The organism is Pseudomonas sp. BBP2017, from assembly GCF_003024385.1.
Classification (GTDB): Bacteria; Pseudomonadota; Gammaproteobacteria; order Pseudomonadales; family Pseudomonadaceae; genus Aquipseudomonas.
Genome location: NZ_PVZN01000003.1, coordinates 285523 through 308754, shown reverse-complemented (window position 1 = coordinate 308754; position 23232 = coordinate 285523). Strand labels below are relative to the sequence as shown.

The window sequence follows — 23232 nt, the reverse complement described above, 5'->3', positions numbered from 1 at the left end:
TGTTATATTCTGGAACAAGATTCCATATTCTATGGTTCGAGGCGCTGCCCGGCCAAGCAGCCAGGCAACAAAGTGGGCGAAGATCGGACAGTGTTTTGCGCTTTGCCTCGCGCTCTTTAGAATCGGCAAAATTTTCAGGGACCATGACCATGGCCGGCAGTCAGATCGAACGTGCGTTCAGCCTTCTCGAACGCCTCACCAGCGAACCCCGCGGCCTGCCTCTGCAGACCCTGGCCGAAGAGCTGGATATCCCCAAGAGCGCCACCCACCGCATGCTTGCTGAGCTGGTGCGCCTGGGTTATGTGCGGCAGAACCTGGAGAGCAGTCGCTATCACCTGAGTACTCGCCTGGTGGCCATGGGCTTTCGCTACCTGGCCAGCAGCGGCGCCGATATCGTTCAGCCGATTCTCGACCAACTGGCGCAACAGACTGGTGAGCTGGTGCGCCTGGGGGTGATCGACGGCGACCGCCAGACCTGGATTGCCAAAGCCCAGGGCGCCCGTTCGGGCTTGCGTTACGACCCGGATATGGGCCGCGATGCACCGCTGTTCTACACCGCTTCCGGGCATGCCTGGCTGTCCAGCCTGAGCGATGCCCAGGCCCTGGTGCTGGTGGAACGCCAGGGCATTGCCCGGCGTGAGGACTTCGGCCCTAATGCGCCGGCCTCTAACGCCGAACTGCTTGAACGCCTGCGCCTGGCGCGTGAGCACGGCTATGCCTGGGTGGTGGAAAGCTCGGCGGTGGGCACTTCGGCGCTGGCGGCGGTGGTGCGTCACCCGCTCGATGGCCATGCAGTGGGTGTGCTCAGCGTTGCCGGCCCCAGTGCACGGATGAGCGAGGCGCGCATGCACGAGCTGGCGCCGGTGTTGTTGGCGGCAGCGGCGGAGTTGTCGGCGGCGAGTCCGGCGTCTGAGTTGTTTGTTTAAAAAAGCATTGCGCTAAAAGTGGAACATGGTTCTAAATATTGTAATTCCACTTTCCGAGATCACAAACGATGACGCAACGCGTGATGTCCCTCGCCGCCCTGACGGTACTTGAGCTGTCGCCTGTGGAAATGGTCGAAGTCGCCGCCCGCGCCGGCTACAGCCATGTCGGCCTGCGTCTGGAACCGGCCACGCCCGAGGAGCATCACTTCCCGCTGGTAGCGGATGCCGGGCTACGCCGCCAGACTGCCGCACGCCTGCGCGACAACGGCATCAAGGTGCTGGACGTGGAGATCCTGCGGCTCAAACCCGAGACCCGTGTCGCCGATTTTGAGGCCTTGCTGGCCGTTGGCGCCGAGTTCGGTGCCAGTGAACTGCTGGTGGCCGGCAATGACCCCGATGAATCACGCCTGACGGCGCATTTTGCCGAGCTGTGCGATCTGGCTGGGCATTACGGCCTGCACCCGCACCTGGAGTTCATGCCCTGGACCGATGCCAAGAACCTCACCCAGGCGCTGCGCATTGTCGAGCACGCCGGACGTGACAACGGCTGCGTACTGATCGACGCTTTCCATTTCGACCGCTCGGCCTCGTCGCTGGATGAGCTGCGCCAGGTTGCATCTTCGCGTCTGCGTTATGCTCAGCTGTGCGATGTAGCGGGAGCGCGCCCAGACGACATGGCCGAGATCCTGCGTCAGGCGCGTAATGAGCGGCGCTTTCCCGGTGACGGTGATTGCGATCTGACCGGGCTGCTGGGCAGTCTGCCCGCGTCGATACCCTTGAGCCTGGAGATTCCCACTCGGCAGTTGTACGAACAGGGTGTTAGCGCCCTGCAACGGGCACAAATGGCCCTGGACAAGACCCGTCAGCTGCTCCTGCAGCGCTAACCTGCGAGCCGATCACATGCCGCGTGCTACCTCACTCAACGATACCAGCCAGCCCCTACGGGGCATTTTGCTGGTGGTGTTGGCGACCTTCCTGTTTGCCAGCCATGACGCCCTGTCCAAGTACCTGGCCGGTTTCTATCCGATCCTCTGGGTGGTCTGGGCCCGCTATCTGGTGCACACCTTGCTGATGATGGCGATCTTCCTGCCGCAGTCCGGGTTGCGTGTGCTACGCACGCGGCGACCGGGGCTGCAGGCTTTGCGCGCATTGTGTTTGCTTGGCACCAGTCTGCTGTTTACCACCGCTTTGCAGTACATCCCGCTTGCCGAAGCGACCGCGGTCAACTTCCTCGCGCCTTTGCTGGTGACGGCGTTGTCCTTGCCGTTGTTGGGCGAAAAGGTGACCCGTGGCCAGTGGGTGGCAGTGCTGGTGAGTTTCGTCGGGGTGACGGTGATCATCCACCCCGGTGGCGCACTGTTCACCCCGGCAGTACTGCTGCCTTTCGGTTCGGCACTGTGTTTCTGTTTCTACCAGTTGCTGACCCGCAAGCTCAGCGGAATCGACAGCCCGACCACCAGCAACTTCTTTACCGGGGTGCTCAATACGCTGGTGATGAGTGCCATCGTGCCGATGTTTTGGCAAACGCCGAGCCTGCTCCACGGATTGATGGCGGTGGCGCTCGGCACCTGCGGGATGACCGCGCACCTGTTTCTGACCCAGGCCTTTCGCCACGCGCCACCGGCCATGCTGGCGCCGTTCAGTTACTGTCAGATCGTGTTCGCCGGGATACTCGGCCTGGTGCTGTTCGGACACAGCCCGGACATGGCCGGGCTGGTCGGTATCGCGCTGATCTGCCTCAGCGGGCTGGGCGCTGCCTGGTTGCAGCGCAAACCCTAGGCTTCGACCTTAGGCACCTTGCGTGGGGCCATCAGGTACATCCAGATCAAGGCAATGAAGTACATGGCCGGGATCATGGTGAACAGCAAGGTGTAGTTGTTGTTGGTGGTGGTCAGGATGTAGCCCACCAACTGGGTCATGAACATCCCGCCGATGGCGGCGCACATGCCACCGAAGCCGAACACCGTACTCATCATGTGCTTGGGCGTGTAGTCCATCACCAGGCTCCAGATATTCGCGGTCCAGGCCTGGTGCGCGGCGATTGCCAGGGAAATGGCCAGTACCGCAACCCACAAGCTGCTGGCGCCTGCGGCGAAGATCACACCGATGATGGTGAGCGCAAACAGCAGCATCGACAGCAAGCGAGCCTTGACCGGCGCCATACCACGGCCAATCAGGTACGACGAGAGGATACCGCCGCCGACGCTGCCGAAATCGGCGCTGATGTAGATGACGATCAGCGGAATACCCATCTGCGTCACGCTGATGCCCAGGTTGTACTGCTGGTTGAGGAACGGCGGCAGCCAGTACAGGTAGAACCAGAACACCGGCGCGGTAATCGAGTAGGCCAGGGCGAAGGCCCAGGTGCCGCGCATGCGCAGGATGCGTGAAAAGGGCACGCGTGCTTGTTGCGGTTCGCTTTCGCTCTGCACGTAGGCCAGTTCTTCCTTGCTGACGCTTGGATGGTCTTCCGGGTTGAAGTACTTCAGGCCCCAGAACAGCACCCACACCAGGCCCAGTGCGGCCATGCCCATGAATGCGGCCTGCCAGCCCCAGACGGTGAGAATCAGCGGCAACAGCATCGGGGTGAACATCGCCCCGACGTTGGTCCCGGCATTGAAGATGCCGGTGGCTACCGCCCGTTCGCCAGCTGGGAACCACAGGCGGGTGGTCTTGACGCAGGCCGGGTAGTTGGCGGCTTCAGTCAGGCCGAGAATGAAGCGGCAGACCATGAAGCCCACCGCCGAGGTGGCCAGGCCGTGGGCACCGGTGGCCAGGCTCCAGAGCAGCACGGCGCAGAAGAACACGCGCTTGACGCCAATGCGGTCGATCAAACGGCCCTGGAGGACGAAGCCGATGGCGTAGCCAACCTGGAACCAGAAGTTGATGTTGGCGTAATCCATCGCCGTCCAGCTCATTTCCTTGGCCAGAATCGGCTGCATGACGCCCAGGGCGGCGCGGTCGATGTAGTTCAGGGTGGTGGCGAAGAACACTAGGGCAAGCATGACCCAACGGGTCTTGCCGACCGCCATGGCGCCACGGATCTTGTCGCCGATGCCGGCGTGCGGGGTGCTGGCCAGCGGCTGGGCCATGCGGGAGCTGTGCGAATGGATCATGGGAGGGTTACCCGTATTTTTATGTTTGTGGGTCAAGCCTTGGTCACGCAACGCTATGGACGCCGGGGTGCTCGGCTGTCGGTTGAAACGGCAGGGGTCGAGGCGCTTTTGGCTCGTCGAACATAACTGCCCGGTGTCGAAATGGTGCGCCTGTGGTCAAAAAAGGGTCAATTCGTTGAACGCTATTATGGGCGATAATCGAACACAAAACTAACCGGTTAGTACGTTTTTAATTGAGCGAAAAGTGTTCAGTGCCAATAATTGCAGCATCCGGGTTTTGCCTGCCCATCGGAGCCATAAAAAATGCAGCGTTCGATTGCCACCGTGTCCTTGAGCGGTACCTTGCCTGAAAAACTTGAAGCCATTGCCGCCGCAGGCTTTGACGGGGTTGAGATCTTCGAAAATGACTTGCTCTACTACGCCGGCAGCCCGCGGGAGATCCGCCAGCGCTGCGCCGACCTGGGCCTGGCAATCACCTTGTTTCAGCCGTTTCGTGACTTCGAAGGTTGCCGTCGTGAGCGTTTGGCGCGCAACCTGGACCGCGCCGAGCGCAAGTTCGACTTGATGCAGGAGCTGGGCACCGATCTGGTGCTGGTGTGCAGCAACGTCGCTGCCGATTCACTGGGCGAGCGCCAGGTGTTGGTCGACGACCTGCGTCTGCTGGCCGAACGTGCTGGAGCCCGCGATCTGCGCATCGGCTACGAGGCGCTGGCCTGGGGCCGACATGTGAACACCTGGCAGCAGGTCTGGGACATCGTCCAGACGGTAGACCACTCCAGTCTGGGGATGATTCTCGACAGTTTCCATACTTTGTCGCTCAAGGGCGACCCGAGTGCGATCGCCAAAGTCCCCGGCGACAAAATCTTCTTCGTGCAGATGGCCGATGCACCGCTGCTGGCGATGGATGTGCTGGAATGGAGCCGGCATTTTCGCTGCTTCCCGGGGCAGGGCGAGTTCGACCTGGCGGGCTTTCTGGCACCGATTCTGGCCAGCGGTTATCGCGGGCCGTTGTCGCTGGAAATCTTCAATGATGGTTTCCGCGCCGCGCCCCCGCGGGCCAATGCCGCCGACGGCCTGCGTTCGCTGCTATATCTGGAGGAGAAGACCCGTCAGCGCCTTGAACAGCAGGCCTGGCAAGCGCAGGACGACCTATTGTTCGCGCCACCGCCAGCCAGTGCCTACGACGGCATCGAGTTTCTTGAGTTTGCCGTTGACGACGCCCTTGGTGCCAAGCTGGGTACCTGGTTGGAGCGTCTGGGCTTCACCCGTGCCGGTACACACCGCTCGAAGAATGTCAGTTTGTTGCGCCAGGGGGATATCAACCTGATCCTCAACGCCGAGCCCTATTCGTTTGCCCACAACTTTTTCGAAAGCCACGGTCCGTCCTTGTGCGCCACGGCAATCCGGGTCAAGGACAGCGTTCAGGCCCTGGCCCGCGCCGTGGCCTTTCATGGCCAACCCTACCGCGGGCTGGTCGGGCCGAACGAGCGCGAACTGGCTGCGGTGCGTGCGCCAGATGGCAGTCTGATCTATCTGGTCGATCAGGACGCCGAAGGGCGGACCATCTACGATACCGATTTCAGCCTGGTGCAAAGCTCGGTTAACAGCCTGGGGCTCAAGCGCATTGATCACATGGCCCTGGCCTTGCCGGCCGATGGCCTGGACAGTTGGGCACTGTTCTACAAAAGCCTGCTGGATTTCACCGCCGATGACGAAGTGGTGTTGCCCGATCCCTATGGGCTGGTGAAGAGCCGGGCGCTGCGCAGCCGTTGCAGCTCGATTCGCCTGCCGTTGAATATCTCGGAAAACCGCAACACGGCCATTGCGCATGCCCTGTCGCATTATCGCGGCTCGGGTGTGCATCACATCGCCTTTGACTGCGACGACATCTTTGCCGCAGTCAAGCAAGCCAAGGAGGCTGGTGTGGCGTTGCTCGACATTCCGCTCAACTATTACGACGACCTGGCTGCGCGCTTCGATTTCGACGACGAGTTCCTCAGTGAACTGGCCTACTACAACGTGCTCTATGACCGCGACGCCCAAGGCGGCGAGCTGTTTCACGTGTACACCGAACCGTTCGAGGAGCGCTTTTTCTTCGAAGTCTTACAGCGGCGCAATGGCTACAGTGGCTACGGCGCAGCCAACGTCGCAGTGCGTCTGGCGGCCATGGCCAAGGCGCGCGCGGGTGCCCCGGCACAGGCCCGATTGTAGGGCAGGGGCCGGCAGGCTTTCTTCCTTACCCCCCGGAGCTCATAATCACCGGGTTAACCGTTGGCCACGAGTCCCGTATGACAACTACTCCAGCACTCTGCGCCGCCCCTGAATCAGTGGCGCGCAAGGGGCGCAAGAACAATCCGGAAAAGACCCGCGAGAACATTCTCCAGGCGGCAATCAGCGAGTTCGTTCAACAAGGGCTGGCCGGTGCCCGGGTAGATGCGATCGCCGAGCGCACGCACACCTCAAAGCGCATGATCTACTACTACTTCAACAGCAAGGAGCAGTTGTACGTCGAGGTGCTGGAGAAGCTCTACGGCGATATCCGCAACACCGAGAGCAGCCTGCACCTGGCTGAGCTGGAACCGCGTCAGGGCATTCGCCGGTTGGTGGAGTTCACCTTTGACCACCATGATCGCAACGTCGATTTCGTGCGTATCGTCTGCAACGAGAACATGCATCACGGCGAGTATGTGAAGCGCTCTGCGGTCATTCGTTCGATGAACAAGACCGTGCTCAATGCACTCGACGAGATCCTGCACCGTGGTGCTGCCGAGGGAGTGTTCCGCCAGGGCCTGGAGGCGCTGGACGTGCACCTTTTGATCAGTTCGTTCTGCTTTTATCGGGTGTCGAACCGCAACACCTTTGGCGAAATCTTCCAGGTTGATTTCGAGGATGCGGCGCTCAAGGCGCGTCATCGCGAGATGATTTGCGAGTCGGTATTGAGATTTTTGCAGGCTTGATCGATGGCTATCGCGGGCTTGCCCCGCGATGCTTTTTAGCTGCCCATGCTATTGAAGTGCTCGATCATCCGCGCCGCATCCGGCTGCAAGCCGCTGAACAACTCAAACGCCTTCACCGCCTGAAACACCGCCATGTTCGAGCCATCCAGGGTGCGACAGCCCAAGGCTCGGGCCTCGCGCAGCAGTTCGGTTTCCAGCGGGAAGTAGACGATCTCCGCCACCCACAGGTCAACCCTTAGCAGTGCCTTGGGCACCGGCATGCCCGGCAGTTTGGCCATGCCCATCGGCGTGGTGTTGACCAGGCCATCGGCTTCGCTCAGGGCGTTGGCCAGGTCATGCCCGACGCGGGCGCGGCTGTCGTCGAAATGCGCATTGAGGTTATCCACCAGCGCCTGAGCCCGAGCGACTTCGACATCGAATACCGTCAACTGCCCGACCCCTTCGGCCAGCAGCGCATGGGCCACCGCAGCCCCGGCGCCACCAGCGCCCATCTGTACCACCTGACGACGTGGCGCGTCGTTCAGGCCACGGCGAAAACCTTCGGCGAATCCCAGACAGTCGGTGTTGTGGCCGATACGCTTGCCGTCTTTGAGCACCACGGTATTGACGGCACCAATGCCTCGGGCCTCGGCGGAGAGTTCATCGAGCAACGGCAGGATTGCCTGTTTGCACGGGAAGGTGATGTTCAGGCCGGTGTAGCCCATGGCTTCGGCAGCGCTGAGCAGTTGCTCAAGGGCGCTGCTGTCGAGTTTCAACTGATCCAGATCGATCAACCGGTACAGGTAGTTAAGACCCTGGGCGTGGCCTTCGTGCTCATGCAGTGCCGGGGTGCGTGAGGCCTGGATACCTGCACCGATCAGGCCGGCTAGGATGCCAGGAGAGGGGGGCGGATTCATGGGAAAACTCCATTGTTGTTCTTGGGAAGAGGCTTTTGCTGAAAATGTACCGTTTGGTTAATTTGGTCAATCGATGAACGCGGTCGAGGGCGTTTTTCTGTGCGCTGATCGCACAGCCTGTGCTAAACCTGTTGATTGGCACCTGACCACGGAGGGAGACATGGCAACGCCGTTCAACGACTTGCAGTCACTGGGTGAAACCTGGCCGGGGCTGGCCAACCTGACCCAGTCGATCTTCGCTGCCCTCGGTGGTCAGGGCTTTCGCAACAGCTTCCGGCTGAATCGCTCGCAGGCGACCTGCCTGCTATTGATCGACGGCCTGGGCTGGAACCTGCTACAGGCACATGCCCGGCACGCGCCGTTCCTGGCTTCTTTGATGCAGGCGGATTCGCACTTTCGCGTGGGTTTTCCGGCGACCACCGCCACGAGCCTGGCCTCGGTGACCTCGGGGCTTGGTTGCGGCGCCCATGGCATTGTCGGCTGCAGCTTTGCCCTGGATCAGCAGACCGAGTTGTCGCCGTTGTCGTGGACCACTGCTGCGCTGCAAGCCCGAGCACAGCCAGGTGTGGCACCAGCGCCGGAATCGTTCATCGTGCCGCCCGATGCCTGGAGCCTAGCCAGCACGCAGGGCATTGCCATCAGCACGGTCATGCTCGGCCGCTATGCCAACTCGGCGTTCAGCCAGGCGATCTACAAGGCTGCACGGATACTCCCGGCCCCGGCCTATGACGCCTATCCGGAACTGATCAATACAGCGCTGGCGACTGACGAACCCGCTTTCTGTTTTGCCTATTTCGGCGATCTGGATTTTGCCGGGCACTTGTTCGGTCCGGGCTCTGAGGCCTGGATCAAGCAACTGGAAATTGCTGACCGGCTGGCTCAGGCCATCGCCCGCAAGTTACCGGAGCGGGTGCAAATGGTGATCATCGCCGACCACGGCATGCTGGCGCTGGACAACGAACAGGTGCGTGACTTCGACCTCGATCCGGTGTTGCAGGAGGGCGTGCACGCTATCGCAGGTGACATCCGTGCGCGCTATCTGTATGTCCCGACCCATCAGGACCGTGTGCACCAGCGTTGGCAGAATCATCTGGGCGAGCAGTACCGGGTGTTGTCCAAGGCCCAGGCCATTGCCGCAGGCTTGTTCGGCGATGTGTTGCTCAGCCAGGCCGAGGCGCGGATTGGCGACCTGATCGTGGTGCCGACTGGCGCGGGCGGGATCATTCGCAGTGAGGTGGAGACGCACGCCAGCCAGTGGCGCGGGCACCATGGGGCGTTGACGGATGAGGATCAGCGGGTGCCGTTGTTGATGTGTACGGGATCGCAGGGCTAGCCCTGCGATCCCGTACACCAACGACTCAACGGCGAACCAGCAACACCCCACTCTCCATATGATGGGTATACGGAAACTGGTCAAACAACGCACAGCGCTCGATGCGGTGTGTGTCGTGCAACTGAGCGATGTTCGCCGCCAGGGTTTCCGGGTTGCAGGAGATGTACAGGATGTTATCGAAGCGCCGGGTCAGCTCGCAGGTGTCCGGGTCCATGCCGGCACGCGGCGGGTCGACGAACACGCTGGCGAACTGGTAGCTCTTCAGGTCGATGCCTTCCAGACGGCGGAACGGGCGAACTTCATTAAGCGCCTCGGTCAGCTCTTCGGCGGACAACCGCACCAGGCGCACGTTATCCAGCGCATTGTCGTCGAGGTTGTGCAGAGCGGCGTTGACCGAGGTCTTGCTGATCTCGGTGGCCAGCACCTTGCGCACCCGGGTCGCCAGCGGCAGGGTGAAGTTGCCGTTGCCGCAGTACAGCTCGAGCAGGTCGTCCTGGCGCTCGCCGAGGGCCTCGTAGGCCCAGTTGAGCATCTTCTGGTTCACCGCGCCGTTTGGCTGGGTGAAGGCGCCTTCCGGTTGGCGATAGCGGAAGTTGCGTCCGGCGATCTGCAGTTCTTCAACCGCATAATCGCGACCGATCACCACACGTTTGCCCTTGGAACGGCCGATGATGCTGACATTCAGGTCTTTGGCCAGCTGCTGTGCGGCGGCCTCCCAGTGCTCGTCCAGGGGACGGTGGTAGCACAGGGTGATCATCGCGTCGCCGGCCAGGGTGGTGAGGAACTCGACCTGGAACAGCTTGACGCTCAGCGCCGAACTGGCCTGCCAGGCGGCCTTGAGCTGCGGCATCAGTTCATTGATGCGCAGGCTGGCGATCGGGAAGTCTTCGATCAGGATCGGCGTGTGCTTCTCGCCCGGAGCGAACATCGCATAGAAGCGTTGTTCGTTCTCGCGCCACAGGCGGAACTCGGCGCGCAGGCGATAGTGCTCGCGTGGTGAGTCGAATACCGCAGGTTCCGGGGCATCGAAAGGCGCCAGCAGCTCGCGCAGGCGCGCGGCCTTGGCGTCGAGCTGCCGGGTGTAGGTCGAAGGGTCGAAGACAGCACTCATGCGTTGAACCAGCCCAGTTTGATGACGAACAGGATCGAGAGGATCACCAGCGCCGAGTTCAGATCACGGCCACGGCCGGAGAGCAGCTTGATCGCGGTCCAGGTAATGAAACCGAAGGCGATACCGTTGGCGATCGAGTAGGTCAGCGGCATGGCCAGGGCGGTGACCACCACAGGCGCAGCTTCGGTAATGTCGTCCCAGTTTATTTCAGCCAGGCCCGAAGCCATCAAAACGGCGACGAACAACAGCGCAGGTGCAGTGGCGAAGGCCGGGACGCTACCGGCCAGCGGTGCGAAGAACAGTGCCAGCAGGAACAGGATGGCGACGACGATGGCAGTCAGGCCGGTGCGTCCGCCAGCACTCACGCCAGCAGCCGATTCGATGTAGCTGGTGGTGGTCGAGGTGCCCAGCAGCGAACCGGCCATGGCCGCAGTACTGTCAGCGATCAGGGCGCGGCCCATCTTCGGCATGTGACCGTCCTTGCGCATCAGGCCGGCACGTTTGGCGACGCCGATCAGGGTGCCGGAGTTGTCGAACAGGTCAACGAACAGGAAGGCAAAGATCACACTGATCAGACCGATATCCAGGGCACCCTTGATGTCCAGTTGCAGGAAGGTCGGGGCCAGCGAAGGCGGCATCGAAACCACGCCGTCGAATGGGGTGACGCCCAGGGCGATCGAGGCCACGGTCACCGCCAGGATGCCGATCAGTACCGCACCACGAACCTTCAGCGCTTCCAGGGCGACAATCAGCAAGAAACCCAGGGTGGCGAGGATCGGCGCCGGTTGCTTGAGGTCACCCAGGCCCACCAGGGTCGCCTGATTGTCGACGACGATACCGGCGTTGTGCAGGGCGATCAGCGCCAGGAACAGGCCGATACCGGCAGCAATGGCCGAACGCAGTGGCAGCGGAATGCTGTTGACGATCCACTCACGGATACGAAAGATCGACAGCAGGAAGAAACACACCGCCGAGATGAACACCGCACCCAGCGCTACCTGCCAGGTGTGGCCCATGTGTAGGACCACGGTGTAGGTGAAGAAGGCGTTCAGGCCCATACCCGGCGCCAGGGCGATCGGGTAGTTGGCGATCAGGCCCATGGTGGTCGAGCCGATGGCAGCGGCCAGACAGGTGGCAACGAACAGCGCGCCCTTGTCCATACCAGTTTCGCCGAGAATGCTCGGGTTGACGAACAGGATATAGGCCATGGCCAGGAAGGTGGTCACGCCCGCGAGAATTTCGGTGCGGACATTGGTGTCGTGTGCTTTTAGTTGAAACAGCCTTTCCAGCATGCCTGCTCCCCGTGGCGCACCCCGGCGCCGTGAATGTATCGACCCCATCAGCAAAGCACAGACCGTACCGGACGGCGTGTGGAACTTGATTGGGTCGGAAAAAAGCCGCGCATCATACCAGCATGCTTGGCTGGCAGTAATTAATGTCGCGATACACTGCAGATATCTGCAGTTTCTGCGCCGATTCCCCCACATCACCTTCATGCGAGCCAGCTGTGCAACTGATTGATTACCGCGCCCTGAGCCAAGTCCAGCGCGACCAACTCGTCGATATCCAGGTGCACCCCGAGCAACAGCGCTATTGCGGCGATATGGCCAGTGCGCTGTACATCCTGCTGAGTACTGAAAGCGATGACATGCGCGGCGTGGTGCTATTGCTCGATGCCAAGCCAAGGGCCTTTCTGTTGCTCCAGCGCGGGGCGTTCCTACCATCCTGGGCCGCGACCGATGCGGCCACGATCAATGCCTTGCAGGTGGATCGATGCCTACAGGGGCACGGGTTGGGACGATTTTGTATGCAGGCATTACCCGATCTGGTTCGCGCCTGCTGGCCGGATGTTCGTCGCCTGCAATTGTCGGTGGAACCGGACAATCACGCCGCTCTGGCGTTGTACCGAGGTACTGGCTGGATTGACAGCGGTGATGGCTACCGCGCCCGCAAGGGTTACGAGTGCCAACTGACCCTCATGCTGTAAGCGACTACGCTTTATCCATACCTTTGACGGAGTGCAGTGATGACCCACAGAGCCCTGATCGTAGTTGCTGAAGGCGTGGATGACCTGCAGAGCGTGACCCTGATCGACGTGTTGCGCCGCGCCGAAGTGGAAGTGGTAGTGGCCAGCATCGAAGGTCGACGCATGCTTACCTGTGCCCGTGGCACTCGCTTGACCGCCGACGGCATGTTGGTGGATCTGCTCGCCCAGCCATTCGACCTGATCGTGTTGCCGGGGGGCGAGAAAGGGGTGCAGCACATGGCGGTGCACCAACCGCTGACACAGCGGGTAAAGGATCAAGCCAAAGCCGGGAAGTTTTTTGCTGCGATTGCCGACGGGCCCTTGGCATTGCAGGCTTTCGGAGTGTTGCGTCAGCGGCGCATGACCTGTCACCCGGATGTCAGTCCGCGGCTATCCGGGTGCAGTTTCGTTGACCAGCCGGTGGTGGTGGATGGCAACTGCGTTACCGCCCAGAGTTCTGGCGCGGCGCTGGCGTTTGCATTGACGTTGGTGGAGCAGGTGGCGGGCAAGGCGGTTCGTAATCGGGTGGCAGGGCCGTTGCGGGTGTGACAATAAAGCGAGGGAGGGGGGGCGCAAAAAAGCGGTGGATGGGCTGACATCGTCGAAACAGAGCATCGGCGAGGTAAACAGCGGTGCAGATTGTCATGAGTTTGTAACGGCGAGCTACAGGGAGGCCGAGCATTACGCTGTTTTGTGCACTTTTTTGGGGCGCGCCAAACAGTGCACATCTGATCTGCGGCAATGAACCACACAACTGCGCGGGCCTTTCAGGGCTATCCTTTCACGCAGCCGTTGATCTGGATCAATAGTTTCATTTGCAACGGTGGGCCAGACGGCCGAACTCCCTGCGTTGTGAAGTTTCCAGAACAATTCCAACGAGCCACACCCGACTACCGTGGGGGCAGTTGGCGCCAAGGCCTATCGCCTGACGCCGGATTACCTGACAGAGGAAGCACTATGTTCGGATTAGAGGCCCTTGATCTCGCCCGAATTCAGTTCGCGTTTACCGTGTCTTTTCACATCCTGTTTCCGGCCATCACCATTGGTCTGGCGAGTTACCTGGCGGTGCTCGAAGGCTTGTGGCTCAAAACCAACAACAGTGTGTACCGTGACCTTTACCACTTCTGGTCGAAAATCTTCGCCGTCAACTTCGGCATGGGTGTGGTCTCCGGTCTGGTCATGGCGTATCAATTCGGCACCAACTGGAGCAAGTTCTCAGACTTTGCCGGCTCGATCACCGGCCCGCTTCTGACTTATGAAGTGCTTACCGCCTTCTTCCTTGAGGCCGGTTTCCTCGGCGTCATGCTGTTTGGCTGGAACCGTGTCGGTCGTGGCCTGCACTTCTTTGCCACCGTCATGGTGGCCATCGGTACGATCATTTCCACGTTCTGGATTCTTGCCTCCAACAGCTGGATGCAGACCCCGCAGGGTTACGAAATCGTCAATGGTGTAGTGGTCCCGGTGGACTGGTTCGCGGTGATCTTCAACCCGTCGTTCCCTTATCGCCTGCTGCACATGGCCACCGCGGCGTTCGTTGCCACGGCGTTCTTCGTGGGCGCTTCGGCGGCCTGGCACCTACTGCGTGGGCGTGACAATCCGGCCATCCGCAAAATGCTGTCGATGGCGATGTGGATGGCCCTGATCGTGGCGCCGATTCAGGCGATGATCGGTGACTTCCATGGTCTGAATACCCTCAAGCACCAGCCGGTGAAGATCGCGGCAATCGAGGGGCACTGGGAGAATGTCGGTGACGAGCCGACCCCGCTGATTCTCTTCGGCATCCCCGACATGGACGCCGAGACCACCCGCTTCAAACTGGAAATCCCGGCCCTGGGCAGCCTGATCCTGACCCACAGCCTGGACAAGCAAGTACCGGCGATGAAGGAGTTTCCGAAGGAAGATCGGCCTAACTCCACCGTGGTGTTCTGGTCGTTCCGCATCATGGTGGGTCTGGGCATGCTGATGATCTTCGTCGGCCTATGGAGCCTGTGGCTGCGCAAGCGCGACAAAATCTACAGTTCGCGACCGTTCCTCTACCTGACCTTGTGGATGGGCCCGTCCGGCCTGATCGCGATCCTCGCCGGCTGGTTCACTACCGAGGTCGGTCGTCAGCCCTGGGTGGTCTATGGCGTGATGCGTACTGCCGACGGTGTCTCGAACCACAGCTACACCCAGCTGGGCGTGACGCTGGTGATGTTCGTGGTGGTCTATTTCGCCCTGTTCGGTGCGGGGCTTGGCTACATGATGCGTCTGGTGCGCAAGGGGCCGAAAGCCGGCGAAGGTGAGGAGCCTATCACTGGCGGGCCTGGCCAGAAGCGTACGCCAGCACGACCGTTGTCGGCTGCCGATGACGATCACGATGATCGCGAGCACACCAGCCTGAACAAGGGGAACTGAGTCATGGGTATTGATCTTCCACTGATCTGGGCCGTGATCATTATCTTCGGCATCATGATGTACGTGGTCATGGATGGTTTCGACCTGGGGATTGGCATTCTCTTCCCCTTCGTCAAAGGCGAGCAGGACCGTGACGTGATGATGAACACCGTCGCGCCGGTCTGGGACGGTAACGAAACCTGGTTGGTACTCGGCGGTGCGGCGCTGTTCGGCGCCTTTCCGCTGGCCTACGCCGTGGTGCTGTCGGCACTTTACCTGCCATTGATGCTGATGCTGGTCGGCTTGATCTTCCGCGGTGTGGCGTTCGAGTTCCGCTTCAAGGCAACCGCCGAAAAGCGTCACCTCTGGGACAAGGCGTTTATCGGCGGTTCGCTGGCCGCGACCTTCTTCCAGGGCGTGGCCCTGGGCGCCTTCATCGAAGGCTTCAAGGTGGTCGACCGTAGCTATGCCGGCGGCGCCTTTGACTGGCTGAACCCGTTCAGTCTGTTCTGTGGGCTGGGGTTGATCGTTGCCTACGCCTTGCTCGGCTGCACCTGGCTGATCATGAAAACCGAAGGCAAGCTGCAGCTGCAGATGCATGACCTGGCGCGTCCTTTGGCCCTGGTACTGCTGGCTGTGACCGGTATCGTCAGTATCTGGACACCGCTGGCGCACCCGGAGATCGCTTCGCGCTGGTTCACCCTGCCTAACCTGTTCTGGTTCCTGCCGGTGCCGATCCTGGTGCTGGTGACCCTGTACGGTTTGCTTAAGGCAGTGGCACGCAATGCTCACTACACCCCGTTCCTGCTGACCCTGGCGTTGATCTTTCTTGGCTACAGTGGCCTTGGCATCAGCTTGTGGCCGAACATCATTCCACCGTCGGTTTCGATCTGGGCCGCTGCCGCACCACCGCAGAGTCAGGGCTTCATGCTGGTGGGGGCGCTGTTCATCATTCCGTTCATCCTCGGCTACACCTTCTGGAGCTACTACGTGTTCCGCGGCAAGGTGACCCACGAGGATGGCTACCACTAGGAGGGCCTGGCGATGACTGGCAAACACACCTTCGATGAAGAGAAAAAGCCGCTCTGGCAACGGCTGGGCTGGCTGGTGGTGATCTGGGCCGGCAGCGTGGTGGCCCTGGGGATCGTTGCCTGGTTGATGCGCATGTTTATGGCAGCAGCCGGTTTAAGCACCCACTAAAGCGCATTTCCCATCCCGCCTTGCGGCGGATTTACCACCCTTCGCAGTGTGAGCTGCGGAGGGTTTTTTTTGACTACTGCATCATTTACGCGCTTTGAGCACCACGAACTTAGGCGTCGCCGCCACCTGCTCAACGCCACGGAACAAGCGCGCCAGCTTGCTGTGGTAGCCCAGGTGCCGGTTGCCGACGATATACAGCGCGCCACCGACCACCAGCGCTTCGCGGGCCTGCTGGAACATGCGCCAGGCGAGGAAGTCGCCGACCACTTGCTGTTGGTGGAAGGGCGGGTTGCACAGCACGACGTCCAGAGACTGGGCCGGCTGGCCAGCCAGGCCATCGTCGGCGCGTACGCTGACTTCACGCTCCCCCAACGCCGCCTGCCAGTTTTCCAGCGCCGACTGGGTGGCCATGTAGGACTCGTCGACCAGGGTGTAGTGGGCTTGCGGGTTGCTCAAAGCGCTGACGATCGCCAACACGCCATTGCCACAACCCAGATCGGCGACCCGGGCTGACCCGAGGTCGTCAGGCAAGTGCGGCAGGAACGCGCGGGTGCCGATGTCCAGGCCTTCGCGGCAGAACACGTTGGCATGGTTGAGCAGTTCCAGGCGTGGCGCATCCAGTTGGTAGCGCGTTGGGTAGGGGGAGGTGAATGCGCCTTTGTCCTGCACCGTGGCAATCAGCAGGCGGGCTTTTTTCTGCGCCAGCGATGCCTGTACCGGGCCGATGTATTTTTCCAGCAGATCACCGGCAGCGCGTGGCAGGTGTTTGATCATCGCTCCGGCAATTACCTGGGCACCGGGTGCCAGATGAGCCTGCAAGCGGATCAGTTGCTCTTCGAGCAGGGCCAGGGTTTTCGGCACGCGCACCAGCACCCGGTCGAACGGGCCTTGCCAGTTGGCGCTGGCCGCAATGAACGGCAGTGCGTCGAAAGCCTGGCCATTGCGCACCAGGTTTTTCTCCAGCGCCAGGCGGGCCAGGTGCGAGTCGCCACTGCTGGTGACCGGCAGGTGGCGGCTCAGGCTGATGGCCAAGGCCCCGAAGCTGTCATTGAGAACCAGCACGCGGGTGGCGGGATCTGGCGTCTGTTCGGCCAAGTGTGTCAGCAGGTACTCGTCGGCAGCGTCGAAGGCTTGCAAGGGATCATTGGCTTGCTCGGGTTGGCGAAGCAGATCGAGTTTGGCGAAGGGGCTGGTCAACAAGGGCATGGCTTAAGGCTCTGAGGCAAGGTCACGCGGCGCAGTTGGCTGCGTTTTACAGGGGTATGATTCTACAGGGCTTTGACTGGCAAGGGTTCACCTCAACAGACCGTTCACGGCAGCAATCGCAATGGCGCCGGCTTTGTTGCTGGTGTTCAGCTTGGTGATGATACTGCGGATATGGAAGTTTATCGTGCTTTGCGACAGGGTGAGGATGCGGGCGCATTCGGCGGCGGTTTTGCCGGCTGCAGACCACTTCAGTACTTCGGTTTCACGGGCGCTAAGATGGAAGGAAGGAGTGGGTCGGGTTGATTGTCGATTCAGCACCAGCGTGTGCATCAGGTTGCATAGCCAGATAGTTTGCCCGGCCGTATTGTAGAACTCATTGGTATCGACCGGTGTACTGCTGCGGACCACGCTCAAGATGCTCTCGTTTTGATGCGGGTCGTGTGCTGATTGACTCCAGCCGTACCGTAGCCCGTGCAATCGGGCCTGCTCCCAGTATTCGGGAGTTTGTCGAAAGGCGTCATCGTCCCAGAGAATGGGCAGCAACGAAGTATGGCAATGGGCAACGATCGGGTCGATGTCTACATAGTTGCAGCGTTGATAGTGCTCGTTCCAGGCTGCGGGAAAGTTGTTGTAGGTTCTGGGTTGCGAGTCCAGGGCGGTGTGGGCGGTGAATGAAAAATATTCCATACCCAGTTGCTGTGCCAAGGACGCTGCCACGTCAGACATCTGCTGTTCATTTGTTGCACTTAGCAGTTGTTGCAACTGCTTTTCCTTCCAATGGTGCATGGCAACAGCCTCCTGCTGAATGGATCCAAATTTTGGCGTTTTGAAAAATCAGTGTAGGAAATACCCGACTCTGCTGCTGAGTTTTTTTCGCTACAAGCGCAAGCGCTTTTTCGCCAGGTTGGATCTTTGACAGACATGAAAATCCGGGCATGGAGCGGGGTCGTAACGATGCCACTACAATCCAGCGGTGTTTATCCTGGCGCGATTGCGCGACACTGGGCGCATCTGTTTTTTGGAGTAAGTCATGACTGCCAGTGCTGAGAAGTTCACCCGCCAGACGTTGCTCGACGTCCAGCCGCTGACCCCAAGCCTGTTCAGCCTGCGCACAACGCGTGATCAGGGGTTCCGCTTCCGCTCCGGTCAATTCGCCCGCCTCGGCGTGACCAAGGCTGATGGCAGTGTGGTCTGGCGCGCTTACTCAATGGTTTCGTCACCGTTTGACGAACACCTCGATTTCTTTTCCATTGTCGTGCCGGGAGGGGAGTTCACCAGCGAGCTGAGTCGTCTGAAGGAAGGCGACAGCTTGTTGATTGATCGTCAGGCCTTCGGCTTTCTGACCCTGGAGCGTTTTGTCGACGGCCGCGATCTGTGGTTGCTGGCCACAGGGACCGGCATCGCACCGTTCGTCTCGATCCTGCAGGATTTTGAAGTCTGGGAGCGTTTCGAGTCGATCAAACTGGTGTATTCGGTGCGAGAAGCCAAGGAACTGGCGTATCTGGATCTGATCGCCGGTCTGGAGCAGCGTGACTATTTGGCCGAGTTTGCCGGCAAGCTACAGTTCATCCCGGTGGTCACTCGCGAACAGCATCCCGGTGCCCTCAGTGAGCGCATCACCACCCTGATCGAGAACGCAGAGCTTGAGCGCGCCGCAGGTCTGGCACTGACGCCGGAGCATTCGCGGGTAATGCTTTGCGGCAATCCGCAGATGATCGATGACACTCGGCAAGTGCTCAAACAGCGTGGCCTGCACCTGAGCCTGAGCCGGCGCCCCGGGCAAGTGGCCGTAGAGAACTACTGGTAAAGAAGGACGACCATCAAAAACGGCGCCTTGGGCGCCGTTTTTGTTGTGGATTCAGGGCTGCCGATTCTGCGTCCTGAGCAGGTCGCGGATCTCGGTAAGTAGCTCTTCTTCCTTGGTCGGTACTGGCGGCAGGGTTGGCGCTTCGGCTTCTTCGCGCTTCAGACGGTTGATCGCCTTGACGCCCATGAAGATCGCGAAGGCAACAATGATGAAGTCGAGAATGGTCTGGATGAATTTGCCATAGGCCAGCACCACTGCCGGGAGATCGCCTTCAGCAGCTTTGAGGGTGACGGCAAGATCACTGAAGTCGACACCGCCGATCAGCAAGCCGATTGGTGGCATGATCACATCACCCACAAAGGATGAAACGATTTTGCCAAAGGCGGCGCCGATGATGATACCGACGGCCATGTCGACCACATTCCCTTTGACCGCGAAGGCCTTGAATTCACTGAGCACGCCCATGGTTTATTCCTTGTAACAGATGAGGTTGGTAAGCGCAGTGTAATTCAGCTACATGCTTCATGCTCCGCGCTGCCACTACAGACTGCGGTTATATCGAATAGTTTTGTCGTTTTCTATGGCGGCCCTGGTCATCGAGGTCGGCTATCATGGTCCCTTTTTCCGAGGACCGTCCCCCATGGCCAAGGCCAAGCGCATGTACGGCTGCACTGAGTGCGGCGCGACCTTTCCGAAATGGGCCGGACAGTGCGGTGAGTGCGGGGCCTGGAACACCCTGGTCGAGACCGTGCTGGAAAGCGGCGCTGCCGCGGCGCCCAGTGGCCGCACCGGCTGGGCCGGGCAGCAGGCGCAAATCAAGACCCTGGCCGAGGTCAGCGTCGAAGAGATCCCTCGTTTCAGCACCGCCAGCGCCGAGCTGGACCGGGTATTGGGTGGTGGTCTGGTCGACGGCTCGGTGGTGCTGATCGGCGGCGACCCGGGCATCGGCAAGTCGACCATTCTCCTTCAGACGCTGTGCGCCATCGCTACGCGCATGCCCGCGTTGTATGTCACCGGCGAAGAATCCCAGCAGCAGGTGGCGATGCGTGCACGACGCCTGGGGCTGCCCCAGGATCAGCTGCGGGTAATGACTGAAACCTGCATCGAGGCGATCATCGCCACTGCCCGGGTTGAAAAACCCAAGGTCATGGTGATCGATTCGATCCAGACCATTTTCACCGAGCAGTTGCAGTCGGCGCCTGGCGGTGTCTCCCAGGTGCGTGAGAGCGCCGCGTTGCTGGTACGTTACGCCAAGCAGAGCGGCACGGCGATCTTCCTCGTCGGTCATGTCACCAAAGAGGGTGCCTTGGCAGGGCCTCGGGTGCTGGAGCACATGGTCGATACCGTGCTGTATTTCGAGGGCGAGTCCGACGGCCGCCTGCGTTTGCTGCGCGCGGTGAAGAACCGCTTTGGTGCGGTCAATGAGCTGGGTGTGTTCGGAATGACCGATCGCGGTCTGAAAGAGGTCTCCAACCCGTCGGCGATCTTCCTCACCCGTGCTCAGGAAGAAGTCCCCGGCAGTGTGGTCATGGCTACCTGGGAAGGTACGCGGCCGATGCTGGTGGAAGTCCAGGCGCTGGTCGATGACAGCCACCTGTCCAATCCGCGCCGGGTCACCCTGGGCCTGGACCAGAACCGCCTGGCCATGCTTCTGGCGGTGCTGCATCGTCATGGCGGCATTCCGACCCATGACCAGGACGTATTCCTCAACGTGGTTGGTGGGGTCAAGGTGCTGGAGACGGCGTCCGACCTGGCGTTGATGGCGGCGATCATGTCCAGCTTGCGCAACCGTCCGCTGGATAACAGCTTGCTGGTGTTCGGTGAGGTTGGCCTGTCGGGTGAGGTCCGTCCGGTGCCCAGTGGCCAGGAACGCTTGAAAGAAGCGGCCAAGCATGGTTTCAAACGCGCCATCGTGCCCAAAGGCAATGCGCCCAAAGAGGCGCCGGCGGGGCTCCAGGTCATTGCCGTGACGCGCTTGGAACAAGCCCTGGATGCGCTGTTCGAGTAGTCCGGTTATGCGCTGAATCAAAAAAGGGCCGGTGCATAAGCACCGGCCCTTTTGTTTTGCCGTAGCGTTGATCAATGTTCCGATACAGCCTCTCGTCGCGCGGGTGGTTCGCCGTGCTCACCTTCGCCCATCACCGGCACCTCCTTGCCTTCGGCGTTGAACAGCTTGCCGTCTTCGAAGTAGTCGCCGTCACGCAGGGCGGAGATATCCGAATAGTTGATGGTGCGTTCGTAGGCTGCGGCGAATACCGATTGCTGGTCGGAGTTGCCCGCAGTGAAGTGGTTGAACACCAGGTTCAGGACAATGGCCATGATCGCCGCCGAGCTGATGCCGGAATGGAAGATGGTCTCGAACCAGTCGGGGAATTGCGCGTAGAAGTTCGGCGCCGCAATCGGGATCATGCCGAAGCCCAGCGAGGCGGCGACGATGATCAGGTTGACGTTGTTCTTGTAGCTGACCTTGGACAGGGTGCGGATACCGCTGGCGGCCACGGTGCCGAACAGCACGATACCGGCACCACCCAGTACCGAGGTCGGTACCGCGGCAATCACCCGGCCCATGATCGGCAGCAGGCCGAGTACCACCAGGATCACCCCGCCGGTAGCCACCACGTAGCGGCTTTTCACTCCGGTCACGGCGACCAGGCCGACGTTCTGGGCGAAGGCGCTCTGGGTGAAGGAGCCGAAGATCGGCGCCAGGATGCTCGACGCCATGTCGGCGCGCAGGCCATTGCCCAGGCGTTTGGAGTCAACCTTGGTGTCGATGATTTCACCGACGGCGAGGATGTCCGCCGAGGTTTCCACCAGCGTCACCATGATCACGATGCACATCGACAGGATCGCAGCGATGTGGAAGGTCGGCATACCGAAGTGGAACGGGCTTGGCATTGCCACCAGCGGGCCTTCAAGGACCTTGCTGAAGTCGGCCATGCCCAGCGACCAGGCAATCAGGGTACCGATAACCATGGCCAGCAGGATCGACAGGCGCGAGATGGCCGCGCTGCCCAGTTTGCTCAGGATCAGGACGATGGCAAAGGTCAGCGCTGCCAGGCCGATGTTGGCCATGCTGCCGAAGTCTGGGGCCTTGCTGTTGCCGCCCATGACCCAGCGCGCAGCAACCGGCATCAAGGTCAGACCGATGGTGGTGATAACGATTCCGGTGACCAGCGGTGGGAAGAACTTGGTAATGCGCGAAAACACCGGGGTGATCAACAGACCGATCAGCGAAGCTGCCATGACTGCACCCAATACACCGGGCAAACCGCCACCGCTCTCGTTACTGAGGATCGCGCCCATGGTCGCGACACCGGCAAACGATACCCCTTGTACCAGCGGCAGTTGGCAGCCGAACCACGGTAGCCCGAGGGTTTGCAGCAGGGTTGCCAGGCCGCCGGCAAACAGCGATGCAGCAATCAGCAGGCCAATGTCCGCCGATGTCAGACCGGCTGCCTGACCGAGAATCAGCGGCACGGCGACAATACCGCCATACATGGTCAATACGTGTTGCAGGCCGTACGCCAGGTTGGCACCTAGGCCCAGGTTCTCGTCTTCGGGACGTGCAGCTGAAGACGTGCTAGGGGAGGACGTATTCATGGGGCAGGGTCTCTGTTTTATTGTTGTGGCGCTACTGTAGACAAGTCCTACCTACCAATGCCAGAACAATTGTATACAATTTTTAGATTGGCGTAAGAACAGTCTGCCAGTCAGTTTGGCTTGATTACCGTATGCAGTTATCGTTCCAACGTCCGCGCGCAGGCCTCGCAAGGCTGCGTGAGGACTGGCGGGAAGGGTGAGAAAGCTGTCCAAATGGACAGAAACGCAGTGAGCGAGAAAGTAGATAGCAGGCTAAAAGATTTTAAACTTCGATCAATTCTCGCAGCTCGCGCATCATTTCGGGGTTGTCGGCCAGGTTGAGTTCCACCAAACGGCGCAAATGGCACGATGAGTCGATATCAGTGCGCAGGCAAACAAAACCCAGCCGATTGCCTTCTTCATGGCGCAGCTCCACCTGCATCCATAGCGTTACCTGCTCCCCCAGGTGGACAAGGGCCTCGAAATCCTGTGTCAGGTCGGGGTCCCAGGGTTCCGGGCACTTGATCAGCAAGCCCTTGAGGGACAGGTCAATCAGCTCGACCGGCCAGCGCCGATCGCCCTGGCGCAATTCGGTGGGGCCATCAAAGGCCACACGCTGGAAACGTCGACGTTCTTGGTGGTCGCTCATGTTCAGGCACTCCGGGGTTCTTCCTGACTATAGCTCAGCACTTGCCAAGG

The 23232-nt window shown here is 60.6% G+C and carries 22 protein-coding genes; 13 read left to right on the top strand and 9 right to left on the bottom strand.

Going from position 1 to position 23232, the window contains the following annotated elements; genetic code table 11:
* The first annotated feature begins 149 nt into the window (after positions 1 to 149).
* The 3 genes from C6382_RS07015 (at position 150) to C6382_RS07005 (ending at position 2705) form a co-directional block, all read left to right on the top strand.
* Entirely contained in the window at positions 150 to 926 is a 777-nt protein-coding gene (locus C6382_RS07015; protein ID WP_107023790.1) for an IclR family transcriptional regulator, read from the top strand.
* Positions 927 to 994: 68 nt separating this feature from the next.
* Positions 995 to 1810 (top strand): sugar phosphate isomerase/epimerase, encoded by an 816-nt coding sequence (locus C6382_RS07010; RefSeq protein WP_107023789.1) that lies wholly within the window; start codon positions 995 to 997, stop codon positions 1808 to 1810.
* A gap of 16 nt (positions 1811 to 1826) precedes the next feature.
* Entirely contained in the window at positions 1827 to 2705 is an 879-nt protein-coding gene (locus C6382_RS07005) for a DMT family transporter (RefSeq protein WP_107023788.1), read from the top strand.
* Here C6382_RS07005 and C6382_RS07000 read toward each other — a convergent pair.
* Positions 2702 to 4042: an MFS transporter gene (locus C6382_RS07000; RefSeq protein WP_107023787.1), complete on the bottom strand. Its 1341-nt coding sequence runs from the start codon at positions 4040 to 4042 to the stop codon at positions 2702 to 2704. The genes C6382_RS07005 and C6382_RS07000 overlap by 4 nt on opposite strands.
* A gap of 303 nt (positions 4043 to 4345) precedes the next feature.
* Between C6382_RS07000 and quiC the strand changes: the two genes are divergently transcribed.
* Entirely contained in the window at positions 4346 to 6253 is a 1908-nt protein-coding gene (gene quiC, locus C6382_RS06995; RefSeq protein WP_107023786.1) for a 3-dehydroshikimate dehydratase QuiC, read from the top strand.
* A 77-nt stretch (positions 6254 to 6330) separates the two neighbouring features.
* Complete coding sequence (locus C6382_RS06990; RefSeq protein ID WP_107023785.1) at positions 6331 to 6999, top strand: TetR/AcrR family transcriptional regulator; 669 nt, start codon at positions 6331 to 6333, stop codon at positions 6997 to 6999.
* Between the two features lie 35 nt (positions 7000 to 7034).
* On the opposite strand, the gene C6382_RS06985 is transcribed toward C6382_RS06990, so the two are convergent.
* Positions 7035 to 7895 carry a shikimate dehydrogenase gene (locus C6382_RS06985; RefSeq protein WP_107023784.1) on the bottom strand — a complete coding sequence of 287 codons (861 nt, stop codon included), beginning with the start codon at positions 7893 to 7895 and terminating at the stop codon, positions 7035 to 7037.
* A 160-nt stretch (positions 7896 to 8055) separates the two neighbouring features.
* Between C6382_RS06985 and C6382_RS06980 the strand changes: the two genes are divergently transcribed.
* The gene (locus C6382_RS06980) at positions 8056 to 9228 is read left to right on the top strand and encodes an alkaline phosphatase family protein (protein WP_107023783.1); all 1173 of its coding nucleotides are present in this window, start codon (positions 8056 to 8058) and stop codon (positions 9226 to 9228) included.
* 25 nt (positions 9229 to 9253) lie between these two features.
* On the opposite strand, the gene trmA is transcribed toward C6382_RS06980, so the two are convergent.
* Positions 9254 to 10339, bottom strand: a complete 1086-nt coding sequence (trmA, locus tag C6382_RS06975) for a tRNA (uridine(54)-C5)-methyltransferase TrmA (RefSeq protein WP_107023782.1) — start codon at positions 10337 to 10339, stop codon at positions 9254 to 9256.
* A complete protein-coding gene (locus C6382_RS06970) occupies positions 10336 to 11631 on the bottom strand; it encodes an NCS2 family permease (protein ID WP_107023781.1) in 1296 nt (431 codons plus the stop codon). The genes trmA and C6382_RS06970 overlap by 4 nt, the downstream gene beginning before the upstream one ends.
* 215 nt (positions 11632 to 11846) lie before the next feature.
* Between C6382_RS06970 and C6382_RS06965 the strand changes: the two genes are divergently transcribed.
* The 5 genes from C6382_RS06965 to C6382_RS06945 all read left to right on the top strand — a co-directional run bounded on the left by C6382_RS06965 (position 11847) and on the right by C6382_RS06945 (position 15941).
* Positions 11847 to 12326, top strand: coding sequence for an N-acetyltransferase (locus tag C6382_RS06965; protein ID WP_107023780.1), 480 nt, complete (start codon positions 11847 to 11849; stop codon positions 12324 to 12326).
* A gap of 39 nt (positions 12327 to 12365) precedes the next feature.
* The gene (locus C6382_RS06960; protein WP_107023779.1) at positions 12366 to 12914 is read left to right on the top strand and encodes a DJ-1 family glyoxalase III; all 549 of its coding nucleotides are present in this window, start codon (positions 12366 to 12368) and stop codon (positions 12912 to 12914) included.
* A 408-nt stretch (positions 12915 to 13322) separates the two neighbouring features.
* Positions 13323 to 14762 (top strand): cytochrome ubiquinol oxidase subunit I, encoded by a 1440-nt coding sequence (locus tag C6382_RS06955; protein ID WP_107023778.1) that lies wholly within the window; start codon positions 13323 to 13325, stop codon positions 14760 to 14762.
* 3 nt (positions 14763 to 14765) lie between these two features.
* Positions 14766 to 15773 (top strand): cytochrome d ubiquinol oxidase subunit II, encoded by a 1008-nt coding sequence (gene cydB, locus C6382_RS06950; RefSeq protein ID WP_107023777.1) that lies wholly within the window; start codon positions 14766 to 14768, stop codon positions 15771 to 15773.
* 12 nt (positions 15774 to 15785) lie between these two features.
* Complete coding sequence (locus tag C6382_RS06945) at positions 15786 to 15941, top strand: DUF2474 domain-containing protein (RefSeq protein WP_107023776.1); 156 nt, start codon at positions 15786 to 15788, stop codon at positions 15939 to 15941.
* Between the two features lie 81 nt (positions 15942 to 16022).
* On the opposite strand, the gene C6382_RS06940 is transcribed toward C6382_RS06945, so the two are convergent.
* Positions 16023 to 17147 (bottom strand): methyltransferase, encoded by a 1125-nt coding sequence (locus tag C6382_RS06940; protein ID WP_107023775.1) that lies wholly within the window; start codon positions 17145 to 17147, stop codon positions 16023 to 16025.
* Positions 17148 to 17234: 87 nt separating this feature from the next.
* On the bottom strand, positions 17235 to 17933 hold the full coding sequence (locus C6382_RS06935; protein ID WP_107023774.1) for an autoinducer binding domain-containing protein: 699 nt from the start codon (positions 17931 to 17933) through the stop codon (positions 17235 to 17237).
* 244 nt (positions 17934 to 18177) lie between these two features.
* On the opposite strand from C6382_RS06935, the gene C6382_RS06930 reads away from it, so the two are divergent.
* Entirely contained in the window at positions 18178 to 18954 is a 777-nt protein-coding gene (locus tag C6382_RS06930; protein ID WP_107023773.1) for a ferredoxin--NADP reductase, read from the top strand.
* Positions 18955 to 19005: 51 nt separating this feature from the next.
* On the opposite strand, the gene mscL is transcribed toward C6382_RS06930, so the two are convergent.
* Positions 19006 to 19419, bottom strand: a complete 414-nt coding sequence (gene mscL, locus C6382_RS06925; RefSeq protein WP_107023772.1) for a large-conductance mechanosensitive channel protein MscL — start codon at positions 19417 to 19419, stop codon at positions 19006 to 19008.
* Positions 19420 to 19594: 175 nt separating this feature from the next.
* On the opposite strand from mscL, the gene radA reads away from it, so the two are divergent.
* Entirely contained in the window at positions 19595 to 20962 is a 1368-nt protein-coding gene (radA, locus tag C6382_RS06920) for a DNA repair protein RadA (RefSeq protein WP_107023771.1), read from the top strand.
* A gap of 71 nt (positions 20963 to 21033) precedes the next feature.
* On the opposite strand, the gene C6382_RS06915 is transcribed toward radA, so the two are convergent.
* On the bottom strand, positions 21034 to 22554 hold the full coding sequence (locus C6382_RS06915; RefSeq protein ID WP_107023770.1) for a nucleobase:cation symporter-2 family protein: 1521 nt from the start codon (positions 22552 to 22554) through the stop codon (positions 21034 to 21036).
* Positions 22555 to 22816: 262 nt separating this feature from the next.
* On the bottom strand, positions 22817 to 23182 hold the full coding sequence (locus C6382_RS06910; RefSeq protein ID WP_107023769.1) for a PilZ domain-containing protein: 366 nt from the start codon (positions 23180 to 23182) through the stop codon (positions 22817 to 22819).
* Positions 23183 to 23232 lie beyond the last annotated feature (50 nt).

Excerpts from the sequence above, each read along its gene's own strand:
- C6382_RS06930 (WP_107023773.1), top strand. The coding sequence starts at position 18,178 with ATGACTGCCAGTGCTGAGAAGTTCACCCGCCAGACGTTGCTCGACGTC.
- C6382_RS06910 (WP_107023769.1), bottom strand. The coding sequence starts at position 23,182 with ATGAGCGACCACCAAGAACGTCGACGTTTCCAGCGTGTGGCCTTTGAT.
- C6382_RS06970 (WP_107023781.1), bottom strand. The coding sequence starts at position 11,631 with ATGCTGGAAAGGCTGTTTCAACTAAAAGCACACGACACCAATGTCCGC.
- radA (WP_107023771.1), top strand. The coding sequence starts at position 19,595 with ATGGCCAAGGCCAAGCGCATGTACGGCTGCACTGAGTGCGGCGCGACC.
- C6382_RS06980 (WP_107023783.1), top strand. The coding sequence starts at position 8,056 with ATGGCAACGCCGTTCAACGACTTGCAGTCACTGGGTGAAACCTGGCCG.
- C6382_RS06960 (WP_107023779.1), top strand. The coding sequence starts at position 12,366 with ATGACCCACAGAGCCCTGATCGTAGTTGCTGAAGGCGTGGATGACCTG.
- C6382_RS06915 (WP_107023770.1), bottom strand. The coding sequence starts at position 22,554 with ATGAATACGTCCTCCCCTAGCACGTCTTCAGCTGCACGTCCCGAAGAC.
- C6382_RS07015 (WP_107023790.1), top strand. The coding sequence starts at position 150 with ATGGCCGGCAGTCAGATCGAACGTGCGTTCAGCCTTCTCGAACGCCTC.
- C6382_RS07010 (WP_107023789.1), top strand. The coding sequence starts at position 995 with ATGACGCAACGCGTGATGTCCCTCGCCGCCCTGACGGTACTTGAGCTG.
- C6382_RS06940 (WP_107023775.1), bottom strand. The coding sequence starts at position 17,147 with ATGCCCTTGTTGACCAGCCCCTTCGCCAAACTCGATCTGCTTCGCCAA.
- C6382_RS06985 (WP_107023784.1), bottom strand. The coding sequence starts at position 7,895 with ATGAATCCGCCCCCCTCTCCTGGCATCCTAGCCGGCCTGATCGGTGCA.
- trmA (WP_107023782.1), bottom strand. The coding sequence starts at position 10,339 with ATGAGTGCTGTCTTCGACCCTTCGACCTACACCCGGCAGCTCGACGCC.
- mscL (WP_107023772.1), bottom strand. The coding sequence starts at position 19,419 with ATGGGCGTGCTCAGTGAATTCAAGGCCTTCGCGGTCAAAGGGAATGTG.
- cydB (WP_107023777.1), top strand. The coding sequence starts at position 14,766 with ATGGGTATTGATCTTCCACTGATCTGGGCCGTGATCATTATCTTCGGC.
- C6382_RS06990 (WP_107023785.1), top strand. The coding sequence starts at position 6,331 with ATGACAACTACTCCAGCACTCTGCGCCGCCCCTGAATCAGTGGCGCGC.
- quiC (WP_107023786.1), top strand. The coding sequence starts at position 4,346 with ATGCAGCGTTCGATTGCCACCGTGTCCTTGAGCGGTACCTTGCCTGAA.
- C6382_RS06935 (WP_107023774.1), bottom strand. The coding sequence starts at position 17,933 with ATGCACCATTGGAAGGAAAAGCAGTTGCAACAACTGCTAAGTGCAACA.
- C6382_RS07000 (WP_107023787.1), bottom strand. The coding sequence starts at position 4,042 with ATGATCCATTCGCACAGCTCCCGCATGGCCCAGCCGCTGGCCAGCACC.
- C6382_RS06945 (WP_107023776.1), top strand. The coding sequence starts at position 15,786 with ATGACTGGCAAACACACCTTCGATGAAGAGAAAAAGCCGCTCTGGCAA.
- C6382_RS07005 (WP_107023788.1), top strand. The coding sequence starts at position 1,827 with ATGCCGCGTGCTACCTCACTCAACGATACCAGCCAGCCCCTACGGGGC.
- C6382_RS06955 (WP_107023778.1), top strand. The coding sequence starts at position 13,323 with ATGTTCGGATTAGAGGCCCTTGATCTCGCCCGAATTCAGTTCGCGTTT.